17 protein-coding genes are annotated in these 22,909 nt (G+C 40.8%); 7 read left to right on the plus strand and 10 right to left on the minus strand.

Annotated features, from left to right (window positions below; all coding sequences use genetic code 11):
* The first annotated feature begins 46 nt into the window (after positions 1-46).
* The 7 genes from M3080_RS07830 to M3080_RS07860 all read left to right on the plus strand — a co-directional run bounded on the left by M3080_RS07830 (position 47) and on the right by M3080_RS07860 (position 9,611).
* Entirely contained in the window at positions 47-364 is a 318-nt protein-coding gene (locus tag M3080_RS07830) for a hypothetical protein (protein ID WP_249092604.1), read from the plus strand.
* Positions 361-735, plus strand: coding sequence for a hypothetical protein (locus M3080_RS07835; RefSeq protein ID WP_249092605.1), 375 nt, complete (start codon positions 361-363; stop codon positions 733-735). The genes M3080_RS07830 and M3080_RS07835 overlap by 4 nt, the downstream gene beginning before the upstream one ends.
* Before the next feature lie 265 nt (positions 736-1,000).
* The gene (locus M3080_RS07840; protein WP_249092606.1) at positions 1,001-1,582 is read left to right on the plus strand and encodes a recombinase family protein; all 582 of its coding nucleotides are present in this window, start codon (positions 1,001-1,003) and stop codon (positions 1,580-1,582) included.
* 20 nt (positions 1,583-1,602) lie between these two features.
* On the plus strand, positions 1,603-4,359 hold the full coding sequence (locus tag M3080_RS07845; RefSeq protein ID WP_249092607.1) for a DNA methyltransferase: 2,757 nt from the start codon (positions 1,603-1,605) through the stop codon (positions 4,357-4,359).
* A 12-nt stretch (positions 4,360-4,371) separates the two neighbouring features.
* Entirely contained in the window at positions 4,372-6,429 is a 2,058-nt protein-coding gene (locus M3080_RS07850) for a DEAD/DEAH box helicase (protein WP_249092608.1), read from the plus strand.
* A gap of 12 nt (positions 6,430-6,441) precedes the next feature.
* Positions 6,442-7,680: a GIY-YIG nuclease family protein gene (locus M3080_RS07855; protein WP_249092609.1), complete on the plus strand. Its 1,239-nt coding sequence runs from the start codon at positions 6,442-6,444 to the stop codon at positions 7,678-7,680.
* A gap of 125 nt (positions 7,681-7,805) precedes the next feature.
* Positions 7,806-9,611: a DUF4365 domain-containing protein gene (locus M3080_RS07860; protein ID WP_249092610.1), complete on the plus strand. Its 1,806-nt coding sequence runs from the start codon at positions 7,806-7,808 to the stop codon at positions 9,609-9,611.
* A 228-nt stretch (positions 9,612-9,839) separates the two neighbouring features.
* Here the strand turns inward: M3080_RS07860 and mcrC are convergent, their stop codons facing one another.
* The 10 genes from mcrC to M3080_RS07910 form a co-directional block, all read right to left on the minus strand.
* Positions 9,840-10,901 carry a 5-methylcytosine-specific restriction endonuclease system specificity protein McrC gene (gene mcrC, locus M3080_RS07865; RefSeq protein ID WP_249092611.1) on the minus strand — a complete coding sequence of 354 codons (1,062 nt, stop codon included), beginning with the start codon at positions 10,899-10,901 and terminating at the stop codon, positions 9,840-9,842.
* Positions 10,898-13,279, minus strand: a complete 2,382-nt coding sequence (locus M3080_RS07870) for an AAA family ATPase (protein WP_249092612.1) — start codon at positions 13,277-13,279, stop codon at positions 10,898-10,900. Before M3080_RS07870 ends, mcrC begins: the two co-directional genes overlap by 4 nt.
* Before the next feature lie 187 nt (positions 13,280-13,466).
* Positions 13,467-13,931, minus strand: a complete 465-nt coding sequence (locus tag M3080_RS07875; protein ID WP_249092613.1) for a hypothetical protein — start codon at positions 13,929-13,931, stop codon at positions 13,467-13,469.
* Between the two features lie 204 nt (positions 13,932-14,135).
* On the minus strand, positions 14,136-15,146 hold the full coding sequence (locus M3080_RS07880; RefSeq protein WP_249092614.1) for a hypothetical protein: 1,011 nt from the start codon (positions 15,144-15,146) through the stop codon (positions 14,136-14,138).
* 88 nt (positions 15,147-15,234) lie between these two features.
* Positions 15,235-16,557 carry a toprim domain-containing protein gene (locus M3080_RS07885; protein WP_249092615.1) on the minus strand — a complete coding sequence of 441 codons (1,323 nt, stop codon included), beginning with the start codon at positions 16,555-16,557 and terminating at the stop codon, positions 15,235-15,237.
* 72 nt (positions 16,558-16,629) lie between these two features.
* Positions 16,630-18,237, minus strand: coding sequence for a vWA domain-containing protein (locus M3080_RS07890; protein ID WP_249092616.1), 1,608 nt, complete (start codon positions 18,235-18,237; stop codon positions 16,630-16,632).
* Between the two features lie 100 nt (positions 18,238-18,337).
* Positions 18,338-19,591, minus strand: a complete 1,254-nt coding sequence (locus M3080_RS07895) for a DUF3150 domain-containing protein (RefSeq protein ID WP_249092617.1) — start codon at positions 19,589-19,591, stop codon at positions 18,338-18,340.
* Between the two features lie 75 nt (positions 19,592-19,666).
* Positions 19,667-20,680: a YqaJ viral recombinase family nuclease gene (locus M3080_RS07900; protein ID WP_249092618.1), complete on the minus strand. Its 1,014-nt coding sequence runs from the start codon at positions 20,678-20,680 to the stop codon at positions 19,667-19,669.
* Complete coding sequence (locus M3080_RS07905; RefSeq protein WP_249092619.1) at positions 20,667-21,578, minus strand: recombinase RecT; 912 nt, start codon at positions 21,576-21,578, stop codon at positions 20,667-20,669. The genes M3080_RS07900 and M3080_RS07905 overlap by 14 nt, the downstream gene beginning before the upstream one ends.
* 104 nt (positions 21,579-21,682) lie before the next feature.
* On the minus strand, positions 21,683-22,690 hold the full coding sequence (locus tag M3080_RS07910; RefSeq protein ID WP_249092620.1) for an AAA family ATPase: 1,008 nt from the start codon (positions 22,688-22,690) through the stop codon (positions 21,683-21,685).
* Between the last annotated feature and the right edge of the window lie 219 nt (positions 22,691-22,909).

Below are 22,909 nucleotides of genomic sequence, written 5' to 3' on the forward strand. Positions count from 1 at the left end.
GTAAATAAAAGATTTTTCAGTACAACACAATTTAGAGAGGAATCTTATGAAATTGCTTTCTCTTTTGTTTGGAATCGCTTTGACTTTGACTGGTTGCACTACGGCCGACCTCATAGCATTTGATGGTTCAAGGTACTTTAAAGTATTCCAAGTTATTGACGAAGGCGCTTTGGCTTTTCGATGTGACGAAGGAAGCGGAACCACGTGTCTTGGTATAACTGTTTTTATTCCCAACTCTGTAGATCCTGCTATGTATGATGAAAAAATCATTTTTATGCAGAACCCAACCGTAGTTGACCGATTTACTTACATAACTAACCAAAATTCTCAAAAAACTATTCCGGTTATGGTAGACAAAAAGTGAAAGTTTTAAAACGAGAAAATTGTGCAATCGCCGTCAAAACTGTTTACAGCACAGGCGGCTCGCACAACCATATTAGAAAAATCGCTCTAGATGGACAAGGGGTTAGTTCGCCTTGTTTTGTTGAATGCTCTGTCTCTGACAGAGTGAACTATCCAATAGGTACAACATTTGTTATCAAAGCAAAGCTAACAGACCGTCAAGGTACCCCATTCATCTATAGCTACTACTCTTGGCCTTGTTATCACATCAACGAAACAAGAGCCGAAGAGCTGATAAAAGAAGGGAAATTAGGTTTTCGTGAATCTGCTCGATGGTCAGCCTTTTTAGAAAATAAAGAAGACTACCTAATTGGTAAAAAGCAAGTTATTTAAAAGCCAATTGATACCCACTTCTTAAATAACTGAGTTCGCAGAAAATTAGGAGGTGTTGATAAAGTCGACTATTATCGACGAGTTTAGCACTCCTATATCCTTACCTACGATACCTATATTTGTAAGAGTCTCTAGCTGTTTCATTAGGCTGTACTTCAAACGAACACTTGAATTCGACTCACAATTTGTTCGTTTAGAGTAAAATAGTGGATTAAATGAACAATTTTGTTCACTATCAATTCTTTTTGAACAGAATCAAACGAAAATGGCTTTATCCGCTCGTGTAGGCTATGCCCGAGTCAGTAGTACTGACCAACATCTGGATCGTCAATTAGCTCAATTCAAAAAAATCGGAATTGAAAAAGTTTTTTCTGACAAAGTTTCGGGGAAAAATACGGATCGTCCGGGATTTCAACAAATGATTGAGTATGTCCGTGATGGGGATGAGCTCTATGTCTGCAGCATGGATCGCATGGCTAGAAACCTAAAGGATTTGCTTTCAATTACGGAATCACTACAGAAAAAAGGCGTTTCAATTCATTTCCTAAAAGAAAATATCTCCTTGGTTCCTAAGGGGGAGAGTTCAGCAATGACAAAACTTCTAATGGCTATGATGGGAGCCGTTGCTGAATTTGAACGCTCATTAATTTTGGAAAGACAGAGAGAAGGCATTGAACAAGCCAAATTAAGAAATGCCTATAAGGGTAGAGTCCCAATTGATCCCGAAAAAATCAAAAAAGCCCAATTTCTAATTAATGAAGGTGTATCGAAGTCTGTTGCGGCACGTAAATTGGGAATCGGTCGAACGACTTTGTATAAGTACCTGAAAACCACTTCATCAAAATAATTCATTCTGAGGTTTGTCCAATGGCAGCACTTAACCAGGCAAAAATCATCAAAGGCCTAGAAAATTTAACCAATAACCTTAATCAAAACTTATTCTTCTTCGATTTTTTGAAGATCTTTGGTTTCTCTCAACCAACTATCCAAAAATTAGTCAAAGATGACCGCAGTCGAAATATTGGTATCCAAGACGGCGACTATGGTTTAACAAAGCAAATTTACTTTCGCTCAATTAAACACAATCAAAATGCCAGAGCTGAACTGGATAAGTTGCTGAAGGAATCCGTTATTAAAACTCAGAAGGTTCGTTTCGTTATTGTCACTAACTTTAAAACTTTGGTGGCTTTTGATGCTCGAGTAGAAGACAGCATTGAAATTGATATTGAGGACCTCAGAAGCAACTACGATTTCTTCCTGCCTTTGACGGGTAAATACGAAAAGCCGCTGGCCTATTCAACCCATCCAGCTGATACGAAAGCCTGCGAAAAGATGGGAAGGCTCTATGACATCATTCGTCAATTAAATCATTACGATGAGTCTAATCTTCATACACTTAACGTATTTCTGACCAGACTGCTTTTCTGTTTCTTTGCAGAAGATACAGGGATCTTTCCCGTTGAAGGGCAAATGACAACAGCCATAGAGTCCATGACTCAAAAGGATGGGAAAGATTTACAGGAGTTCTTTACAGATTTGTTTGCAATCTTGGATTTGCCTGAGAATTCCAAGTTTAGAAAAGATTATCCGGCCACTTTACAAGCCTTTCCCTATGTCAACGGAGGGCTTTTCAAAGAAAAGTGTGCTATCCCAAAAATGAATGCTAAAGCAAGAAATATCTTACTTGATTGTGGCCGTTTGACTTGGGCAGATATTTCACCGGTTATCTTCGGCTCTATGTTCCAGTCTGTCATGGATCCGGAACTCCGCCATGAATTGGGTGCTCACTATACCAGCGAAAAGAACATCTTTAAGGTTATTGGACCGCTGTTCTTAGATGACCTTAAAGCGGAGCTAGAAGGCATTCTTGAACTCAAGCAAGGTAAATCTAAGCTCAAGAAACTGCAAGATTTTCAGAATAAACTAACCTCTATCGTTTGTTTGGACCCTGCTGCCGGCTGTGGTAATTTCTTGATTGTTGCTTATAGAGAATTAAAGCAACTGGAATTACAGACTGTTGAGGCAATGCTTAGCTTTGAGAAAGTAAAAGACCAGTCTTTATTTATGGCGGATTGGGCCGAAAAATATTCAAAAGTTAGCATTGATCAGTTTTATGGAATTGAAATTGAAGAATTTCCTGTTGATATTGCACGAGTTTCTATGTGGTTAATGGAACACGTCATGAACAGGCGGTTTGGCGAACGGCTTGGAACTGTTATTCCATCAATTCCACTAAGATCTTCAGCTCACATTGTTTGTCAAAATGCCTTAAAAATGGACTGGAATCAATTTGTTCAAACTGATAAAACAGTCTATTTGATATCTAATCCTCCGTTTTCAGGAGCTCGATCGATGACTGAGGCTCAAAAAGCCGATTTAATTGAAGTCGTCGGAAACGTAAAAAACAACAAGCTCCTTGATTATGTTTGCGCGTGGTATTTTAAAGCTGCACAGTTTATGGAACATCAAAGTTCAGAAGCTGCTTTTGTTTCCACAAATTCAATTTGTCAAGGTGAGCAAGTTGCTCCATTATGGGGACAGTTGTTTTCTCATGGAATTCATATAAATTTTGCACATCAAACATTTCAGTGGAAAAATGAAGCAAAACTTAATGCGGGTGTGTACTGTGTCATCGTGGGGTTCAGTAAAAAAAATAAAACAGAAAAAAAACTCTTTACATATCAGACAGTTCAGTCAGATTTTTCAATGAAAAAAGTTGACAGCATTAACGCCTATCTACTAAATGCAAATCCAGATATATTCGTCAAAGCTTCTGAAAAAGAACTTTGCAACCAACGTCCAATGTGCTACGGGAATATGCCGAGAGATGGAGGTCATTTAATTATTGAAGAGGAAGATCTAGAAAAATTTAAATCTGTTCCCGAGGTTTTACCTTATATCCATCAATTAATCGGAGCGACAGAGCTTCTTTACAGTAAGAAACGATATTGTCTCTGGCTTAAAAATGCTCCGCAAACAGTGCTTGACATACCAATAGTTAAGGATCGTATTGATAGAGTTCGTAAGGTTAGACTGGGAAGTAAGGCTTCATCCACAAGAAAATTCGCCGATAAAAGTCACCTGTTTTGTCAAATAACGCAACCAGATAATCAAGATTACATTGCGGTGCCTAGAGTTACGTCTGAGAGAAGAGACTACATCCCTTGTCAAATAATGACTAGCGATGTTATCACCACAGACCTTTGCCAACTTGTATTAAGCTCTTCGCCTTTCGACTTCGGCATCCTCGAATCCCGTATGCACATGACCTGGATGCGAACGGTTTGCGGACGTTTAGAGTCTCGATACCGGTATTCAAGAGACCTATGTTACAACACTTTCCCTTGGCCCCAAGTGAATCAAAAACAAAAAGAACAGATCGAAAACTTAGCGACAAATGTCTTGATCGCTCGTGAGATGTATCCTGAAATGACGTTGGCAGAGTTATATGATCCGGATAAGATGCCTGAAGATCTGAAAAAGGCTCATCAAGAATTAGACCTTGCGGTGGATCATTTGTACCGTAAAAAAGGTTTTGAAAGCGATGAAGATCGCCTCCAACACTTATTTAAACGCTATGAAGCGCTTGTTAATGGTAAAGACATCGCTTTAATTGAAGATTAGGAGCACGATGACATGCCCGACATTCTGACTGTTAGATATGCACAAACTGGTAAAAGTACAGCTCAAAACGCGATGGGTATGCGTGAGATGCAGGCTCGTGCTTACGACAAGCGAGATGCTCAGTACCTTCTGATCAAAGCGCCTCCGGCCTCAGGTAAGTCTCGTGCTTTGATGTTTATTGCCTTGGATAAGGTAATGAAGCAAGGCTTAGAAAAGGTCATCATTGCCGTGCCAGAAATGTCTATTGGCGGTTCCTTTAAAGACACCGAATTGATGAAATTCGGTTTCTTTGCCGATTGGCATGTTGATCCAAAATACAACCTTTGTACCCCAGGTAGTGACGGCAAAGTTGATCAGGTCAAAGCCTTTATGAAGGACAAGGATGCACATTATTTGATCTGTACCCATGCCACGTTCCGCTTTGCCTATGAAAAAATTGGCGATCCCAAGTTATTCAATAAGACTCTGATTGCCATCGATGAGTTCCATCACACTTCTGCAGAAGAAGGCAATATTCTCGGCGGAATTATTGATGATTTGATGGATCGATCAGCCGCCCACATTGTGGCTATGACCGGCTCCTATTTCCGAGGTGATGCCGTACCTATTCTTCGTCCGGAAGATGAAGCCAAATTTACTCAGGTCACCTATACCTACTACGAACAGTTAAATGGCTACAAGTACCTTAAGTCTTTAGGGATCGGTTATCACTTCTACCAAGGACGTTATTTTGACGCAATTAAAGAAGTCTTGAATCTCGACAAGAAGACGATTGTTCATATTCCGAATGTTAACGCCATGGAGTCCACCGGCCTCAAGCTTGATGAGGTTGAACGGATCATGGATGTGATCGGGAAAGTTGTTAGCCAGGATCCAAATACCGGCATTTACACTGTGCGCACTAAGACTGGGAAGCTTCTTAAGGTTGCTGACCTTGTGAATGACTCTCCTATCCGAGTCAATGTCCTTCAATACCTTCGTAACATCAAAGAGAAGGACGAAATGGACATCATCATCGCTTTGGGCATGGCCAAAGAAGGTTTCGACTGGCCGTGGTGCGAGCACGTGTTAACAGTGGGCTATCGTTCATCCTTGACGGAAATCATCCAGATTATCGGTCGTGCAACTCGTGATTGTGTAGGTAAGACTCATGCACAGTTCACGAATTTGATTGCTCAGCCAGATGCTGAAGACGAAGACGTGAAAACGTCAGTCAATAATATGCTGAAGGCCATTACCGTATCGCTTTTGATGGAGCAGGTCTTAGCACCCAACATTACCTTTAAGCCTCGCTCACTAATCGGAGTGGAGGAAGTCATTCCACCGGGAACAGTCATCATCGAAGATACAGATAATCCCGTGTCTCCTCGAGTGGCAAAGATTCTTCAGGAAGGTGGCGTGCAAGACGTCATCACGGCAGTTATTCAGGATACGAAGACTGTTGGTCCAATGATTGTCGAAGAACAACAACCGAAACTTTTCACAGAAGTCGATATTCCTAAGATCGTCACTCGACTTTATCCGGACTTAACGCCTGAAGAGGCAAAGCACGTAGCCTCTGCTGCCCAAACAGAAATGGTCATTCACTCCAATGGTGGTCTTATTGATGGAAAGGATTTGCCTCCCGGTGTAGTGATTCATGATCCAAAGGGTGGCGAAGAAACAACGGAAGAAGGGTCAGAAGACACTGAAAGATCAGATGAACGAGAACGTGATCCTCAGAAAGGTGCCTCTCAATTCTTAAAAGTTGGAGAAAAGTTCGTCAACATTGAGAAGTTGGATATCGACCTGATTGCCCAAATTAATCCTTTCCAAGGAGCCTATGAGATCTTGTCTAAATCGGTTAATGCTCCGATGCTGAAAACCATTCAGGATATTGTGGTCTCCAATCGATCCGGTATGACGGAAGAAGAAGCTGTTCTTTTGTGGCCGAACATTGAAGAGTTTGTTAAAGAGTTTGGGGCTCGTCCGTCCATTATGTCTAACGATCCTTACGAAAAACGTCTCGCTGAAGCTTTGGCATTTATCCAGAAGAAGAAAGCAGAACGTTTAGCTGCTCAACAGCAATAGGAAGACAGAGTTATGGAACGTAAAGCACCAACTTGTTTGGACGACATCTTAAATGGCGGTGCATTTGATTCATTAGGTTTGTTGGCTGATGTTCAGCCGGCTAAGCCAAAGACTGCGCCTGCTCAGTCAAAGGTTCGCAGCGCCTTCCAAGAAATTGTTGATTTCCGAACTAAAAATGGCAGAGCTCCGGAATTAAAAGCCTCCAATCTATCAGAGAAAATGCTGGCAGCCAGATTAATGTCTTATAGAAATAATCCGGTTAATGCTGCACAGGTTAAGGATTTGGATTGTTATGGCCTTCTTAATGTTGAGAGGGTAAAGGTTACAGAGACGACGGATGCTACATCAAGCGTAGGTTCATTGGATGACATCCTCAATAGTTCCAATCCTTTGCTTGACGATGTTGACCCTTCTATTCTGAAAATTCAGCACGTCTCCAAGCAATCGGCTGAAGATCGTGTTTGGCCAGATGAAATTGCTTCCAGGAAACCCTGTGAGGATTTCTACAATTTTGAGAAGTTGTTCCAAGACACTCAACGAGACATTATCAATCGCAAAATAGAGGTGACCCGATTTAAGAGTGAAAAGCAAGTTGAGGTTGGTGACTTCTTCATTCTGAGTGGTCTTATCTGTTTTGTGGATTCAATTATTGAAGACACTAAAGAGACTTCGGCACGAGAGAATCCTCGTCTTCGAGTTATTTTTGAAAATGGCATTGAAACCAACATCCTCAAACGTTCATTAGCCAGAGCCTTGTATAAAGATCCAAATGGCCGAAGAATCGTGCCTGACGCTGAAGCAGTGACACGTAAATTGCAAGGGCTTTCCCATAAAGACAAGGCAACTGGCTGTATTTACATTTTGGCTAGTGAAACCAAAGCTCCAGCCCTCGTCAACCTGAAGCTTCAAGGTCGATTGGTCAAGATCGGATATTCCAGTCAAGCGGTAGAAGAGCGCATTAAGAATGCTGAGAATGATCCAACTTATTTGGAGGCACCGGTAAAAATATTGGCCTCCTTAGACTGCTACAACCTAAATCCTCAAAAGGTGGAGCATTTGATACATGCATTCTTAGCTAAACAGCGTTTAAACATGACCTTGATTAGTTCCAAGGGCGTCGCTTACAAACCTACGGAGTGGTTCATGGTTGACCGGGATACGGCGATTGCTGTGGCCGAACACATTGTAGCTGGAGACATCATGAATTACAGAATGGACAATACTACAGGTAGGATCAAGCGTGTTCGATAGGATTTAACAATGAAGTGTCAAGAAACAATTTGATGAATATCCAACAGTGCTAGGGCACTTCTGGTTCACCTTGAGGACACGCACCTCATTTATGAAAATAATCGGTTAACTACCTTGCTTAAAAAATGAATGCACCTTCCACAAAAATTGAGTCATACGCAGTATTAGCAGTCACAAGAGCTCTAGACTTAGCTCCATTGCTGAAATGTGAGATTAATACAAACGATAAAAGCCCCTCATGGGACGGATTTGTTTATTTTTATCGCAAAGATGATCATAAAAAAGAAAATCTTGGTGGAAGAGTTCCCGTGCAAGTGAAGGGTATTACCAATAGCAAAAAAAGAGAGAAATTCTCTTATCGAGTAAATGTATCAGACCTGAAAAATTATAAAGCCGACGGCGGAGTCGTTTATTTCGTAGTTCAAGTTTCGGAAACTTTGGAAGATGCTACTGTTTATTACAAGACTCTGACTAAATTAACGATCGAAAAGATACTTGCTACCTGTTCAAAGAAGGAGAAAACTAAGTCTATAACTTTTGAAAAGCTACCCTCTGATGTTAGTGATATCACTGAGATATTTTCAAATTTTCATCTCCATAAAAACAAGCAATACAGCTTTGATATTTCTCAGATGCGTAAACTCAGTGAGTTAGAACCACATTCACAGTTGAGATTTCAAGTATCAACTCTTGCTCGGAAAGATCCAGTTAGATCGCTGTTAAACAACGAGGTTTTCGCTTACGTAAAAGAAGGAAATCTAGATATTCCAGTTATGGATGAGTTAAAAATTACAGAGGTCAAAAGCTCAGTTCTTTGTTTCATCAATACGCCAGAGTTTCAATATCCAGTGTCAATAATAAGAACTCGAGATACTGATTCAGCAGTCATTTCGAATTTCATGAAATTTGATTTAAGAAAAAACAAACTTAGTCTCACATTTTCTACTTTATTAAGAGAAAAAATTAGGCAACTAAAAATCTGGCTTGTCGGTGTAAAAGACAAGCAAATACTGATTAATTCTCTTGAGCATAACGATTTGTCTCTAAAAATCCCTTTTGAAGATTTTATTGACATACCCGATGAAATGACCGATGAGAAGCTGTTAACCTCTGAAATCAATCAATTGACAAGATTTTCTGAATTATTAGAAAAGCTTCATGTAGAAAAAGATCTTGATTTAAGCCAACTTGAAACTAAAGAAGTTGAAAAACTTGAGATATTGCATAGAGGTATAGTTTTAGGAGAAACCATACCTGTTAAAGATCCTAATACTAAAATTTGTGTCGAAAAAACGGGAAATCTGCTGCTTGTTATTCTTCAAGTACAGAACAAAGACAACCCTCAACAAGTTAATTTATTTAATATTTTTTCAGATCAACACAAAGTTGAGGGTCGGTATAAATTAAAGTCTAAAGAGTATCCTACATCGATCTTCTCAGTAATGTCCGTTGATCAACTTGCAACGATAGACAATTTAAACCTTCGGGACATAGTTATTTCATTTGATCAATTTAAGAATCAAAATCCCCATTTATGTGGTCTTGCCAATCAGACACTCTTAAATCTTTTGAGTGCTTACGACAAAAGTGAACAGAGGTGCCTTTTGGAGTCGGCTACTGAGTTAGCACTATGGATTAAGCATAACTTCAACAAAAATCAATTATCCGACGAGATTATGGATATCAATCTTATGCAAACTTATGCCAGACAACGTCAATTATCTGACAAAGAAAAAGCACGATTGAACGAGATTACAACGAGTTCAATAGAATCTAGATTTAAAGTTGCCGCTTATTTATTGCTTGATGAAATACATCAAGCAAAAGATCTCTGGAAAACTTTATCAAAAAAAGAAAAAAAGGAATTTATGACTTGGCCTATTAGTCATTTCTTTAACAGAAATAACACTACCAAAATGGCGGTCCCATGAGTTCTAACCGGACAGGCTGACTGCCACAAGCGGTCGATATATTGGTAATATCGTTCGTCAGCCTTATCCTTTTGCCAATTCCTTTTATCCTTAGCAATTGAGACTTGCCAAGCACAACACCATTTGATATTTCATGATGAAAAATTATCTGGAACCGACATAACTTACGGAGAAGAGCTAGTTTGGAATGATTGTAAAAAACTTCGCTAATTTTTCCTATTAAAGGTTTTAGGACAAATTTTTAATATATTCGGCAATTTCATTTAATTGACGTCTGATATGGCGGAATTCTGTACCTAGGTTTAATGATTTAACACAGATATTATTTTTGTGCATTACATAGGAGAAGTCTGGAGATAAAGCTTCTCCCGTTTTTGCATAAAGAAGCATTCCTGATACTTTCCCAGTAGCTTGAGGATCTAAATTTTTTACGTAAGTAAATATTTGGTACAGATTGCTGGAATGAAGTTGTTGCTTTTCATAGTGAGTTCTAAAAACCGAACTGTAGTACTTGGCGTCGATAATCAATGTTCTGTCACCATAGTGAAGCACAATATCGGACTTCATTGTTGGCAAGAACTCAATTCCTAAGTTATTACCAGAATCATCCAGGCACCAATTAATGTAAGGAGCTTCGGGCTTAAGTTCAGGATATTCAGCTTTAAAATATTCCAGAATAAACCGTTCATAAAGACGATTCATATGTTCATCGCTAAAGCTCAGTAGTTTAAATTTGCCCTTTTCAGTTGTAGTAATCTGTCCATTCAGTACGAAATAACAAAGATTCATGAGCATTCGATAACTTTGGTTATTTCTCTGATATTTCAACTGATCCCAGCGAATAAGTTTGGGATTAATCTCTGACACTCGATAAAGACGCTCTAGATTTTTCCTCAAAGCAAGACGGTACTCAGGGGTAACTCGGCTGCTACTGAGCAGTAGAAAGGAAGCTGTTTTCAAAATTTGGTTAAACAGATTATCTTCCGACAAAGAATCAAACTCACAGGTAAGAACTCGCTTTTGCTGAACGCAATTCTTTAGAGTACCTTGAAGGTTCAGCTTACCCCGCAATAAGGGCAGTTGATCTTTTTCTTCCGTATAGACACGATAAAGTCCCTGCTTAATTTGTTGGGAAATTCCTTTAGAGAGGATGGCGGCGAAAAGGTTTTCGATATTATCGAAGTCTTCACCAGCAATATTCTCATAGGCATTACTACTTTTGAGTACCTGAAAGGCATAGCTCAGCATGTAGTAAATATTTTTAATGAAAATGCCTTTGTCTTCGGTCATTTAATAGCACCATTGAGCTTAGCTTTCCAGGTTTCCCATTTTTCCTTCTCGTCAAACCAATACTCTTGAAGCATCGGCACAATTTCGTAGTTGATAATTTGTTTCAACCAAGCGTCTGTGTAAGCGTCTTTACTATAGAAATAACTATGACCGATACAATAGCCGTCGCCGAGTGAGTCATCTGCTGCAATTTCATTATTGAGTTGCTTAACTACTTCAATGACGTTATCGAAATTACCGTTATTCAATGATAATTGATAGCGTTTAAAACCTTCCGAATCAAAACCCGGTCGAATATCAGAGAAACTGAACCGGCGGCGCAACGCATAGTCAATCATTGCCAAGCTACGGTCGGCGGTATTCATCATCCCAATGATGTATAGGTTATCGGGAATACTAAAGGGCTGCTGATTGTAAGCGAGAATGGCCTTCCCTTTACTGCCTCTATAATCGCTTTCGAGCAACACCAAAAGTTCACCAAAAATCTTGCTTAAATTGCCACGGTTAATTTCATCAATAATGAAGAAGTACTCACGCTTCGGATCGTTTGATGCTGCAAGACAAAATTTATAGAAAATACCATTTTGCAGCTTAAAACCCTGTTCATCTGGCTTATAGCCCATGATGAAATCTTCATATGAATAGTTTTGATGAAATTGGATAAAAGCGATTCGATTTTCGTCTTTTTCTCCCATCATCGAGTAAGCAAGACGCTTGGCAATGAAAGTCTTACCCACTCCGGGAGCACCTTGCAAGATAAGATTTTTCTTTCGTTTTAATAAAGCCACTAAAGTATCGTATTGTTCCTCAGGAATGAAAACCTCGTTTAAAAATGATTCCTTGTTGTACGTGTCATTATTCTGAACAGAAGATTTGGGGTTTTCATCACGAATGATATCCATGAGAACATTAAATTCATCTTCAGAAACTTTGAAGAGACTGCCATTAGGGTTGACAAGAAATTCCATATTAGAAAGCTCGTCAACATCTTTAAAATCAGCATAGTCAATGGGATTAGTAAGAGTTTCTAGCTTCCTAAAATATAGTTTTTCGCCGTCATTGGCACGGGAAATTTCTGCCAAGGCAACAATTTGTTTGTGAGGCTGAGACTCGTAGCCAATCACAATATCTCCAGCTTGGGCATCAAGGAAATTCTGGTAGATGCGTCGTTTATTACCGTTTTCATTCACTAGGGTGTAACTGATTTCTTCTCCAATGTTAATTTGGGAAAAGGACCAAATCTTGGGATTTGCATTCATCCACCAATAGCGACGCGTATGTTTGATATCACCTGTATAAAGTTGCACTTTTGAGAGGTCAACCTCTTTGAGTGCTTCGGCCAATTCCGAGCGAAGCTTCCAAATGTAATTCCCTTCTGTTTTTTTATCTGCGTATTTCCCTAGATAAAGAATTGGCCACCACTTTGAATTTTCATTATTTTCTTCAATGATTGGACAGCTGGTTTTCTTCGCCACTCTCTGAGCAAGCTGCCATGATTCTCGGTTATAAAAAAACGGATCATTCCCATATTTAAGAGAGAGTTGCTTACATGTGGCTTGACCACCGTAATCTAACATTCGTTTGATAACTTCGAGACTCTGTTTTGTGAAAACTTCAGGATCTTTTAGTAAGGCAAGCCAATCTTCTTTAGTTAATTTGGGATTATATTGCTCCAAATTTGGAAACCACTCTTCTTTTTTATCTTCCTTAATTTGTTCGGCGACAAAATCAACAAAATCCGAAGTTAAGACGTTCAATTTAGGGTCTAAATAACAATCCGAGTCTAAAGAATCTCTCACTAGATTAATCAGTTCTGTCTGACTAGTTAGATATTGTTTAATTTCCTTATAACATTTGAAACCATCGTCAATTCCTCTACTTTTCTTTACTGGAAGTGATGAAGTCAAATTAAAAAACGAATGTACGGCTTTGCAATTTTCGTATTTATAAAAGAAATATTTATTTGGATATCGAAGCGTCAATAGTGCGCTTATTGTGCTGGAGTACTGCCATTCTTGATGCCATCGTGACCCTAAACGACTTTTCAGGGCGTTGTATTTTCTGTCAAACTCTTCAATACGTGTTATCAGATCTTCTTTTTCATTAAATAAATCATTGAATAAGCTACGTGTTTGATCGTTATCCATTTTGGCCATTTCGACCAATATTTGTCGGTTATAGGCTCTATTCGTGGAAAATATCCACCACATATTGTTAATAATGTTATCCAACATAGCAGGGAGATCAGATGCCTCTAAATCCCAATGATTTTGAAAATACTGAACAGCTTGCCATGTCCGCTTATTTTTCTCCCAATGAGTTTGGAAATCGTTTTTGTAACGTACACACGCTTCTTTAAATTTTGCAGTATTAAACATTAGAAACTTCCCCTACTTACCTGAATAGCACCAAAACCAAAGAAGATGTAACAGATAATACAACAGAATATTAAACTACACCCCTGGAGATTAGGCCGATCGGAATCCATCTTAATTTCTATGCTCAGCCTTATTATGGGTAACAAAAAGAGGCGCCATTAAAGATGCCTCTTTTAATTAAATAATACTAATCATCCTCTCTACGTAAAAAATAATTAAAACCAATATCGGCATCGGGAAAATCGTTTGTCTCAATACAAAGTTCCACCAACGCCCTTTGTAATTCATAGTTTCCAATCAAACCTCCCCCTTCTGAATGATTCACAACAAAATGAAGCCATTCATACCAACTGTCTAAAGGTGTTTTATCTTGTGTTTCAAACATCTTTTTTGCCATCTCTAAACGGTCTGGACTTGCATGAATTAATTCATCCCAAGACTCAAAGTCATTTATCAGAGCCATAAGATGCTGTGCTTTCATAAGCGTTGGATTAGGTCCTACCCTATAATCGACAGACAAGAGCATCGCATCAACATCAAAATATTTGGGTGAATAGCGATAACCTACTTCATCGTCAGGGACATAGGTCTTTAAGTCCTTTAAAAGACGTTTTGATTGAAATTTAAAATAATCGATCGGATGCATTGACATATGCACACTTCCTTCATAAAAAACGGGGCCGCCACAACTTCCGCACCAGTAATCACAGGGCGTTCCCAACTTCTACAAAAGAGTTGCATAAGAAAACAGCGAATAGCATGGCTTTTACACTGGTGAGCAGGCGCTTCGCTAACACCTGCCCCGTATTTTATCATCTAATTCCTGATGCGTAATGAACCCTTGAAAATAAAAAAACTAACCGATATTGAAAGCGAATCTTCTAAACACAAATAGCGAATTGTAGATTCTCCAAATTCCAACACTAATTTCTTTAGGTCGATTGGCATCCAAACAAGTCCAAAGATCTACAACAAATAGAACTTGATTTCGATTATTTTTTAAAACCAAAAGAACTTTTCCGTCTGGGGTCAACTCACCATCAATTTGAAGATTATTGAAGTTCCTTAATGCCAAAGAACTAAAAATACTTTCATAAACATAGGCATAGATGCCTTCTATTCGCCGGGAACACCAAATAGAACGACCAATTTCCAACATGGACGCCCCGTTAACAGAAACACCCAAAGGGCGACCTAACATCAAGCTTTCCCCATTAATGCTCAAAATGGTATTGTAATTTTTCCTCCAAAGGACCTCTCTCTGCTGATCGGTCAATTCTTCAGGTTCAATATTCTGTATTTTTTGAAATAAAAATGGCCACTCTTCGTAGAGTATTTCTACTGGTTTTATATCGGACCACTTACCATGAGGAAAAAATCCTATTAAATAGGCTGTCTTGTCCAGAATATACGCAAATAAAATTTTTCCTTGTCTTTTCACAAACTGTGATTGAGAATCTTCCTTTCCAATATGAAAATGAACGATACCATAGTGATCTAGAAGCTTATCTTGGATTGCTTGTTTGATTTGTTTGGATAGATAAGGAGTTAAATCTTCGCCCTCTTCAATTTTTTTGATAAACAAGCGGTATTCAGGCGTTCCGTAAAGATCTTGGTTTTTAAGAAATTGTGATTCGAATACCTCTCTCTTTTCCATAGAGATACGTCTTCTTGCAAATTGATAATAGTGTTCAACCAACCTTCTCCAGTGCATATTTTGTTTGGTTATTTTTTTAGATGTTTTTTTATCAACTAGCGTAGCCAGACTGCTCTCCAACCCTTTAGCCAAAGATAAGAAAAAGAAGGATGGAATCCTTTCAACTAACAATGGATCCATTGTCGAAATACACACAAAATGTTCCTTCATCGAATTCGCACCTATACAACATATGCGCTTTGTACTTTATCATGATCAAAAAAAATAGGCCCCAAGAATACTCTCAGAGCCTCCAAATTTAGCCAAAAGATTTCGAGAATCCTAGCTGTCCATAATTGACTAAAACGTCATTCCAATCTATTCCTTTAGTATTCGTCGGAATGGCGTAAGGAACTGAAACGATATCAGCATGAATGCCATCAGAAAGCAATCGCTGTCGCAATTTTTCCGCAGCTTCTTGCCCGACACCGCTTCTATCCTTGTCCGCATAGATGTAAACGTGTTCGACTTCTGGCGGTATTTGCACCGAAATCAACCCATTCGCACTTATGCATGACCAACAGGGCAGCCCCGTACCAACCACAACAGATAAGGCCGTTTCAATTCCTTCTGCTAAAGCCAAAACCTTTTTAGGCTCCCCAAAATGGATAGCACAACCGCTTATTGTCGAATCACTCGGCTGCTTACAAAGTCGTTTAGGGACTTCTACAGCCGCCTTAAATCCATCCTCAGTCAGCAATGTGCTGTGAACATTGACTAAACGCCCCGCAATATCCCTAACCGCGGCAATCATTCCAGGAAATGTGTGCTCAGAGTCCAGAATTCGGCAAAAACGATTAAATCGAATATTGACCAATCTTTCTTCATCAATCAACGCAAGTCCACGATGTTTTAAATAAAGCATCAGGGGTTCCTGTGTTGCAGAATGAAGCCTCACCGGACAGGCTGACTGCCATAAGCGTTCGATATATTGGTGATATCGTTCGTCAGCCTTATCCTTTTGCCAATTCCTTTTATCCTTAACGATTGAGACTTGCCAAGTACAACGTCCAAACGGGTATTCATCGGATCTTCTAAAGTTTTCATTCGTCACTCGACGAATTTCAATGCGCTGAGAAATCTTCACGCTCTTTTGCTTGCAGACTTTTTCAAGATCTGCTCCTTTCAAAGTCACTTGAGAGGTGGAGATCTCGTCATAAAGTCGCAAAACAAAATCAGAAGAACTCCCAGACGCAATATCATGACGACCGACATAAAGGATAACTCCTCGCCAAATGTCGCTTGTTAATTGCTTGGGAACTTGTTGAGAAACCCCTTTAGCTATCAAGCCTAATTCGCTAGCGACAGCTTCCAGTGACTTCCAAAATGTCCAACCATTAATCCATGACAAAGTAGCAAAACCATCACGAAAAGATCCGCAGGTGTTGCAGACACACGCGCCATTTACTGAATAGTCAGGAAATAAACGAAACGCATCCTTTCCACCATGAACTGGGCAAGGAACATGTTTGCCGGCATGTTCCTGAGCCTGCTTCAAGGCAGGCGCCAAACGGGAAAAAATCCTATCCCATTGACCCTTGGCGACTTGCCGTACAACGGAAATGTCGATTCGATAAGCCATTCAAATCTCCTTGCCATTTCCGAGGATTGCGTCCCCGAAGGGACACAATCCCTTCGGGATGGCTAACAAAAATTAAGAAAGAAATCTCGCCGCCAACGCAAACAAGGCAGCCTTGAGCTCTTGGACATCAGAAATATGTTCGGAATTTGCCACAATCTTCTTTAGATCATTGGCTTCTCCGATTTGTATTCCCGCCACCGAAACGCCGCTCTCTTGGAGATCATTAACCAACTCCAAACAAGTGCCGCCATAAATAGCGCCGTCCGTAATCAGCAAGACGATTTTCTTGTTTTCTTTGCATGTGGCCAAAGCCATTCCTGCTGCACCAAGAGCCTTTTCAATAGGAGTTCCTCCTTTACTGTTAATGGCTCCTATTTCGGCAGGTTTGATTTGTCGGACTGTTTTACCGTGTTGCAAAACCGAACAGACCGCGTAATCACTTTGACCACAGGCCGCTCCAGGAAAAACCGTCATAGCCAGATTGACCCCTCGAATAGCCTCAAGCCCAATTAAGAGACCTAAAGCAGACCGAATGGCCAAATCTCCGCCCTCTTTTCCCATGCTGCCGCTCATGTCCAAAAGCACGTGAATAGCAGCATTAGGGGCCGGATTTTCGGTGTGTTTTTCAAAGACCGATTGACTTCCTACGGCTAACCTGGCTAAACGATTGAAAGAAAGTCGTCGCCCCCAACCTTGGTAGGCGATTCCACTTCTTCTTTTAGCCAGCACCAGACCTTGCAAGGCCAAACGTAAGGCAACTGAATCAACCTTAGCCCGTTTCAACCGCTCCGCTCCAAGGCGTTCTCGACCACCAATCGGTCGAATCCGCCCGGAAACATCAACAAGCAATTGAAGACGAGGTTGCTTTTCAGGGACCTTGCGTATTGACTGAGAAATGTCTAACGGGTTCGAAACCGCTGAATTATTTTCAGCAAATAGCTCACTGAGATTCTGAGATGTTTCTTGCTCTCGATGTGCAGAACCAGATGTTTCATCTTGTTCTTGCCCCTTTGCTTGAAGACATTGCTTCTCTTGAAATTGTGTTTCTACCTGAGCCTTTTCTTGCTCAAGTAAAGACATCAACTTCTGACGGATAGCAATCACACCTGCAGTGCTTTGAGCTTCCCTAACAGACAGAGCCAACTGCATAATCGAGTTAGTCAGTTTCTGACCAAAGTGTTTTTGCATTAGCTCGTGCAGTTTTTCACTCAACGCTTTCAGCCACTCTCTACGAAGAATTCGTTCTTCAGCACAAGTCAAAATAAATAAAGTCAATAAACTCCTTATTTCAAATTGCTTTTGAGAACAAAGTTTCCGTATCAAAGGTTCGTGAGCCTTTTTGAAAAAGCGTTCTGCTCCTGGATATATCCCGTTCATTGAGGCTTCTATTCGAACGTCCTCTAAGGCGTTGTCAATAGCATGTTCAAGAACTGTGGCATGAGCCCCTACGGTCATGTCCGTGAATCGAATATGCCCACATTCATGACATAGGACGCCCAACATCCGCTCTTTCGCTTCTTCATCAATATCAGAAGGAAGAGGCATAAAGATTGTTTTACCGTCCGTTGCCGGGACTTTTGAGCCAAACTCGATGTGCACGCCACATAGTCGGCCTAAAGCAGCTGCCACAATGGGTAAGCTTTTCTCAAAAACGTGAAGTTTTTTTCGATGTTTTCGCATAAATCACTCCTTTGGAGATCCCGCAAAAACGCCACCTCCCCACAAGGGCTCAATGGTGCCCTTGACGGGAGGTAGAAAAACAAACCACAAACGTGGCAGATTAAAAATAAAGACCGTCACCAATGTCAATTTCAGGAATTTCAATTCTCTTTTGTGAAGAGGGAATCCCTTCCGATTGAGCCACTAGTGATTTATCGTCTTGTTTTAAGTCTTGGGCTGCAGGATTAAGCGTTGGCTCTTGACTTAACGGTAAGACAAAGTTCCGTTCATCCTGATTTTGTTGTAAAAACTCGTCCAAATCAGTCAAAACAGAATCTGTATGAGAGGGTTGCTCCGAATCCCCGAATTTCAAGGCTTCCTGGGCATCTTCTGAAGGACTAGATTGCAATTCCGTAACCGATAAATCAAAATGATCATCCTGTTTTGGCAAAAGATTTTCTCCTGACGCTAAATCAAGAAGCTTTTGTTCTAAATCGGATGAGGATTGATTCTCCGAATCAGAAAAAACAACCTGTTCACCACAGACGATTTCCTCTAATAGAGCCTCATCGCCCAACGTTTTCACAAGTGTGGCCAATTTCCAGAAAGGTTCACCGGAAAAGTAACCTTCATCTGGCATTTGAACCAACACTTCGTCAATCTTTGCAATCAAAGGTTGAAGTCTGGCGTTGAGAAAAGAAAGCCCCTGCAAACGTTCTCGAATCTTCCAAACAGCATTAACCGTTTTTCGGTTGGCTCGCGTCTTCCCAAGAAATGATTCCTTGAAAAAGATCCTCGCCATCTTTGAAACGCTTGCAATCAGTTCAGAAGAAAGACCGCCGGAAAGATTTCGCACCAAAGCCAGCGCTCTCTCAGAGCTAATCGGTTGCATGCGAAAACTTTCGTAACCCGCGTTAATGCGCTCGGCAACGGCATTTTCATCAAGCTTACCTTCAAGAATTTCATGGGAAAACTCCTGATGCTGATTAGCCCATTGTTGAACAAACGAGTCATATTGAGTCAGAAACTGACGTTTCTCTTCCTCATATTGAGCGATCAATTCATCCAAGCGTTGGAAGACCTCTTGACTTTTTTCCTGAGGAATGGCCCAACCGGAAAGATATCGAACTCCGTAGCCCTCCAGAAGAGCTTCCGCCCGATATTTAATCCGATCGAATACCCGCAGATGTCTAGTATCAATGATGGCTTTCAAACCCAATGAACGAGTCACCTCTTTTGGAGGCAACTTACCATTCAAACCAACACTGAAATCGCCCTCGTGCATTGCTCGAGTGCCAGTCCATTGAGAAAAACGAGGAACAACAACCACAATCTTTCCCAGTAAAGACAAGTCAGTCACATTTTTGTTTGTCATTTCAAACTCCATAAGAATAGGAGTTTGAAATCACCCCTTACGGGAGCTATTCAAACTCCCTTCTGGGGACAAAAATTAAAACCACATGGCTTCTGCGACATCAACGGCATCAATAGAGGCTTTCATATCAGCATCATTGAACCCTAAAGGCATTGGTGAATCCGTTAAACGCACCAGCCAACTTTTTGAAGGTTGATTCCGGTAGGCGTTTATCTCGTTCTCTCCTATCCCTTTTGTTGCAAGAAGCTTTTTATAGTCCACACTGCCCCGAGAACAACGCTGTGTAAGAGCGATTCCCGCAAAATCAGCATATTTGAACGATCCCATCATTGAAATGAGGTTGTCTCGATAATGTTTTTTAGCTGCATTAAGCTCATCTATTTGCCTTTGCAGCTCAACAATCTGTTGATCAATCAAACGATAATCAGCAGCGTTATGGCACCATCGAGAAATTTCATCTTCAGTTTTGGGTACGAAGATATCCCTTTGAGGATCTTTTGGAGGCTCTTTGTCAGCAACAAGGTACTTTTCCCAGAACTCTCGACCTTTTTGTCGGAGTTCTTGAATTAATAACTCGTCCCTAACCAATTGAAATTCCAAAATATCATCCGCTACGGGATCAAAAAAGATCAGCCATCCGCGTTCGGCCCCTGAAACCATCAGTTGATGCTGCAGTTGAATACTGTACAAGGCACATGCCTCACTGCTGAGACCTTCGCTTCGCACAGACCGCAACGTCGCATCACTCGGACATTTGATTTCGACCGGCTCCAAAGCTGATGTCAATCCATCGAAAGAAGCTCGAAAAATCGGATCTTCATCAAATTCAGCGCAAGTAGGAAACAACACTTCAGAATGTTTCAACTCAAAAAGCTGCCGAACATGTTCTTCATGTTGAATCCCGAACTGAACTAAAGGATTGTCTGATAAATCTTCAGGTTCCGCGCGTCTAGTTTTCTCGCACCAAAGTCGCCAAGGAGTAATGTAAGGATTCTGTCCCAGAATCACCCCACTTTCCGTAGCCGTTATCCCTTGCAAACGCCATTGCCTCCAAGCCTCAGAGCGTTGCTCAAGTTCAAGCGTCCGCATAATGAGGTTCCTCATTCGCATTGGCTTGAGGCACTTCTTGAGTACCGTGAGCTTCAGTTAAATCACCTGCTTTTTGAGGTAATGACGTCTTTAAAACCTGGTAACGCCTTACAAGCTCGTTTTCTGCCCAGGCTTTATTGTCACCATCCAATTTGTCATTGATCCATTGCCTTGCTTTTTCCCATCCATTGGGTTGGTTTTGAGCAAAAGTAACGAGTTTGACAACTAAGGTTTCCAACTTTTCCTGGTTAACAGAAATTTTTTCCGGAACAGAAGATTCAATGCGTGCGCTCGTTTGACCGATTGCTTCCACATCAATGAAATCTTCTGCCACTTCCTCAGCTTCGTCATACAACCCTGTTAGGCTAAAAGCCAAACGGGCGCATTGAATAAAGGCTCGGCTACGGAGCATTCTGCGAGGCCATTTTCTCCATACAGGGCTCTTTTCATTGAAGCATTCCTGCATGAATTCTTGGATCACTACCGGCGTATCCACCCCTTTAAGCTGCATTGAACATTCAACATATTCAGGTAATTCTCCGGGATAGCCCGACACTTTTACTGATGATGAGGAAAATGTAAAACGCATCCCATTGAAATCCTTTTGGGATCGAACGATCTTGCACCAACCATCCAAACTAACGACTGGAACAATATCTCCGCTTTTGCTCCTAAAGGCAAAGATTTCACGATTAAAAGGGTTTAGTCCGAAGTTCTCACAGACCAACAGCAAAACCATGAGTTCCTCGTTACTGGGAGCCGCACCATCAGATTGTTTAAAAACCTGAGTCGTGAGGCATTTTAGTAATTTAGTGGAATCGACTCCGAAACGATCAGCTAACCTAGCAATAAGGCTATTTGTCTGCGCTTTCGCGCTGGAAAAATTACGACTATCCATGATAAATGTCTCCATAAAGGGTAAAAAGAAACCCGCCATAAAGACATTTCCCCCTCATAGGGAAAATAAATGTCCCTATGACGGGTAGTTGGTAGTCCGCTATTTCAGCGCGAACTGCTTTCTTGCGACCATGTATCACCGAATACAGTTCTACATAGACTCACAATAGCTTCTGACTCTTCCGGTTCAGCCCGAATCAATAACGCTCGTTCCAATCCATACTCCAAAGAGTTAGGAGAGTTTCGAAAATCGTTAGCTATTTGGGCCCAACGCACGAGTGTGCGTGTCGAAAGAGTAAGCGATAAACGGCCTTCTGCAAAAAGTTGTCTGACTTCATTGGCAAGCTTAACCATCGCACCTAAAACAGGCTTCATAGTTGGCACAACCAAGCTCAACAACTCCTCTTCAATCTTTGGTTCTTGATAATTCACTCTCAAATAGCGAAAGCGATCCAAAAAAGCCAAATTCTGAAGTTGAACACCGACATATCGGCCGGTTGCATCACCATTTCCTGAAGAATTGGCTGTTGCGATCACTCTAAACATCGGATGTGGAGTAATCACTTCTGCTGCATTTTCAGTTAAAACCAACGGCCGCCCCTCCAGAATATCGTTTAGTCCAGCAAGTTCCCCTGCATCAGCCAAATCGATTTCATTGAGTATGAGCACATGACCGAATTTCATCGCCACTGCTAAAGGTCCGTATTGGAACCTCATTTGTGGCGTTTCTCCTGGTTTTTGTGAAGAAAAAGTGAAATGGCCGGTTAATTGACTAAATTCAAATCGGCTGTTCAGCGTCAGTTGCTGAACAGGCCAATTCAAACGAGCACAAACCTCACATACGGAACTCGTTTTACCACTGCCAGTTGGACCAGTAATAAACAAAGCGTCGTTATTCGGCTTTCTGAGAAATCCTAAAAGATCCCTTAAAACCTCACGCCGAAAAATATAGGTTTCATGTCGTTGAGGAATAGCGGGATCTTCGGCATTAGAAAAGCCCAAAATCCGTATGGATTGAGGCATTTTTATGTGTCGACCTCCGTCATAAACGTTGGTGAACACATCCGCACCGAAATATTGAAATTCCGGTGAAAGAAGAACATTTTCATTCATTGCGAACTCCATAAAAAAGGGAGTTCGCCCCTCTCGGGAAGAAACTCCCCAAGACGGGTAAAAGATTAGGTAGTCGAGAATCAACCACCAAAGAGAAGCTGTTTTTGTATCTCGCTCAGCGTGCGGCCTGTGTCACAGTCATCACAGAGGGCTGTTCAATCATTTTTACGTGTTGATTAAAAGAATCACGGCAGTAATCTGCATTTCTCTCTTTATAGA

This window comes from Parasutterella secunda (assembly GCF_023336895.1).
In the GTDB taxonomy this organism is placed as follows: Bacteria; Pseudomonadota; Gammaproteobacteria; order Burkholderiales; family Burkholderiaceae_F; genus Aphodousia; species Aphodousia faecalis.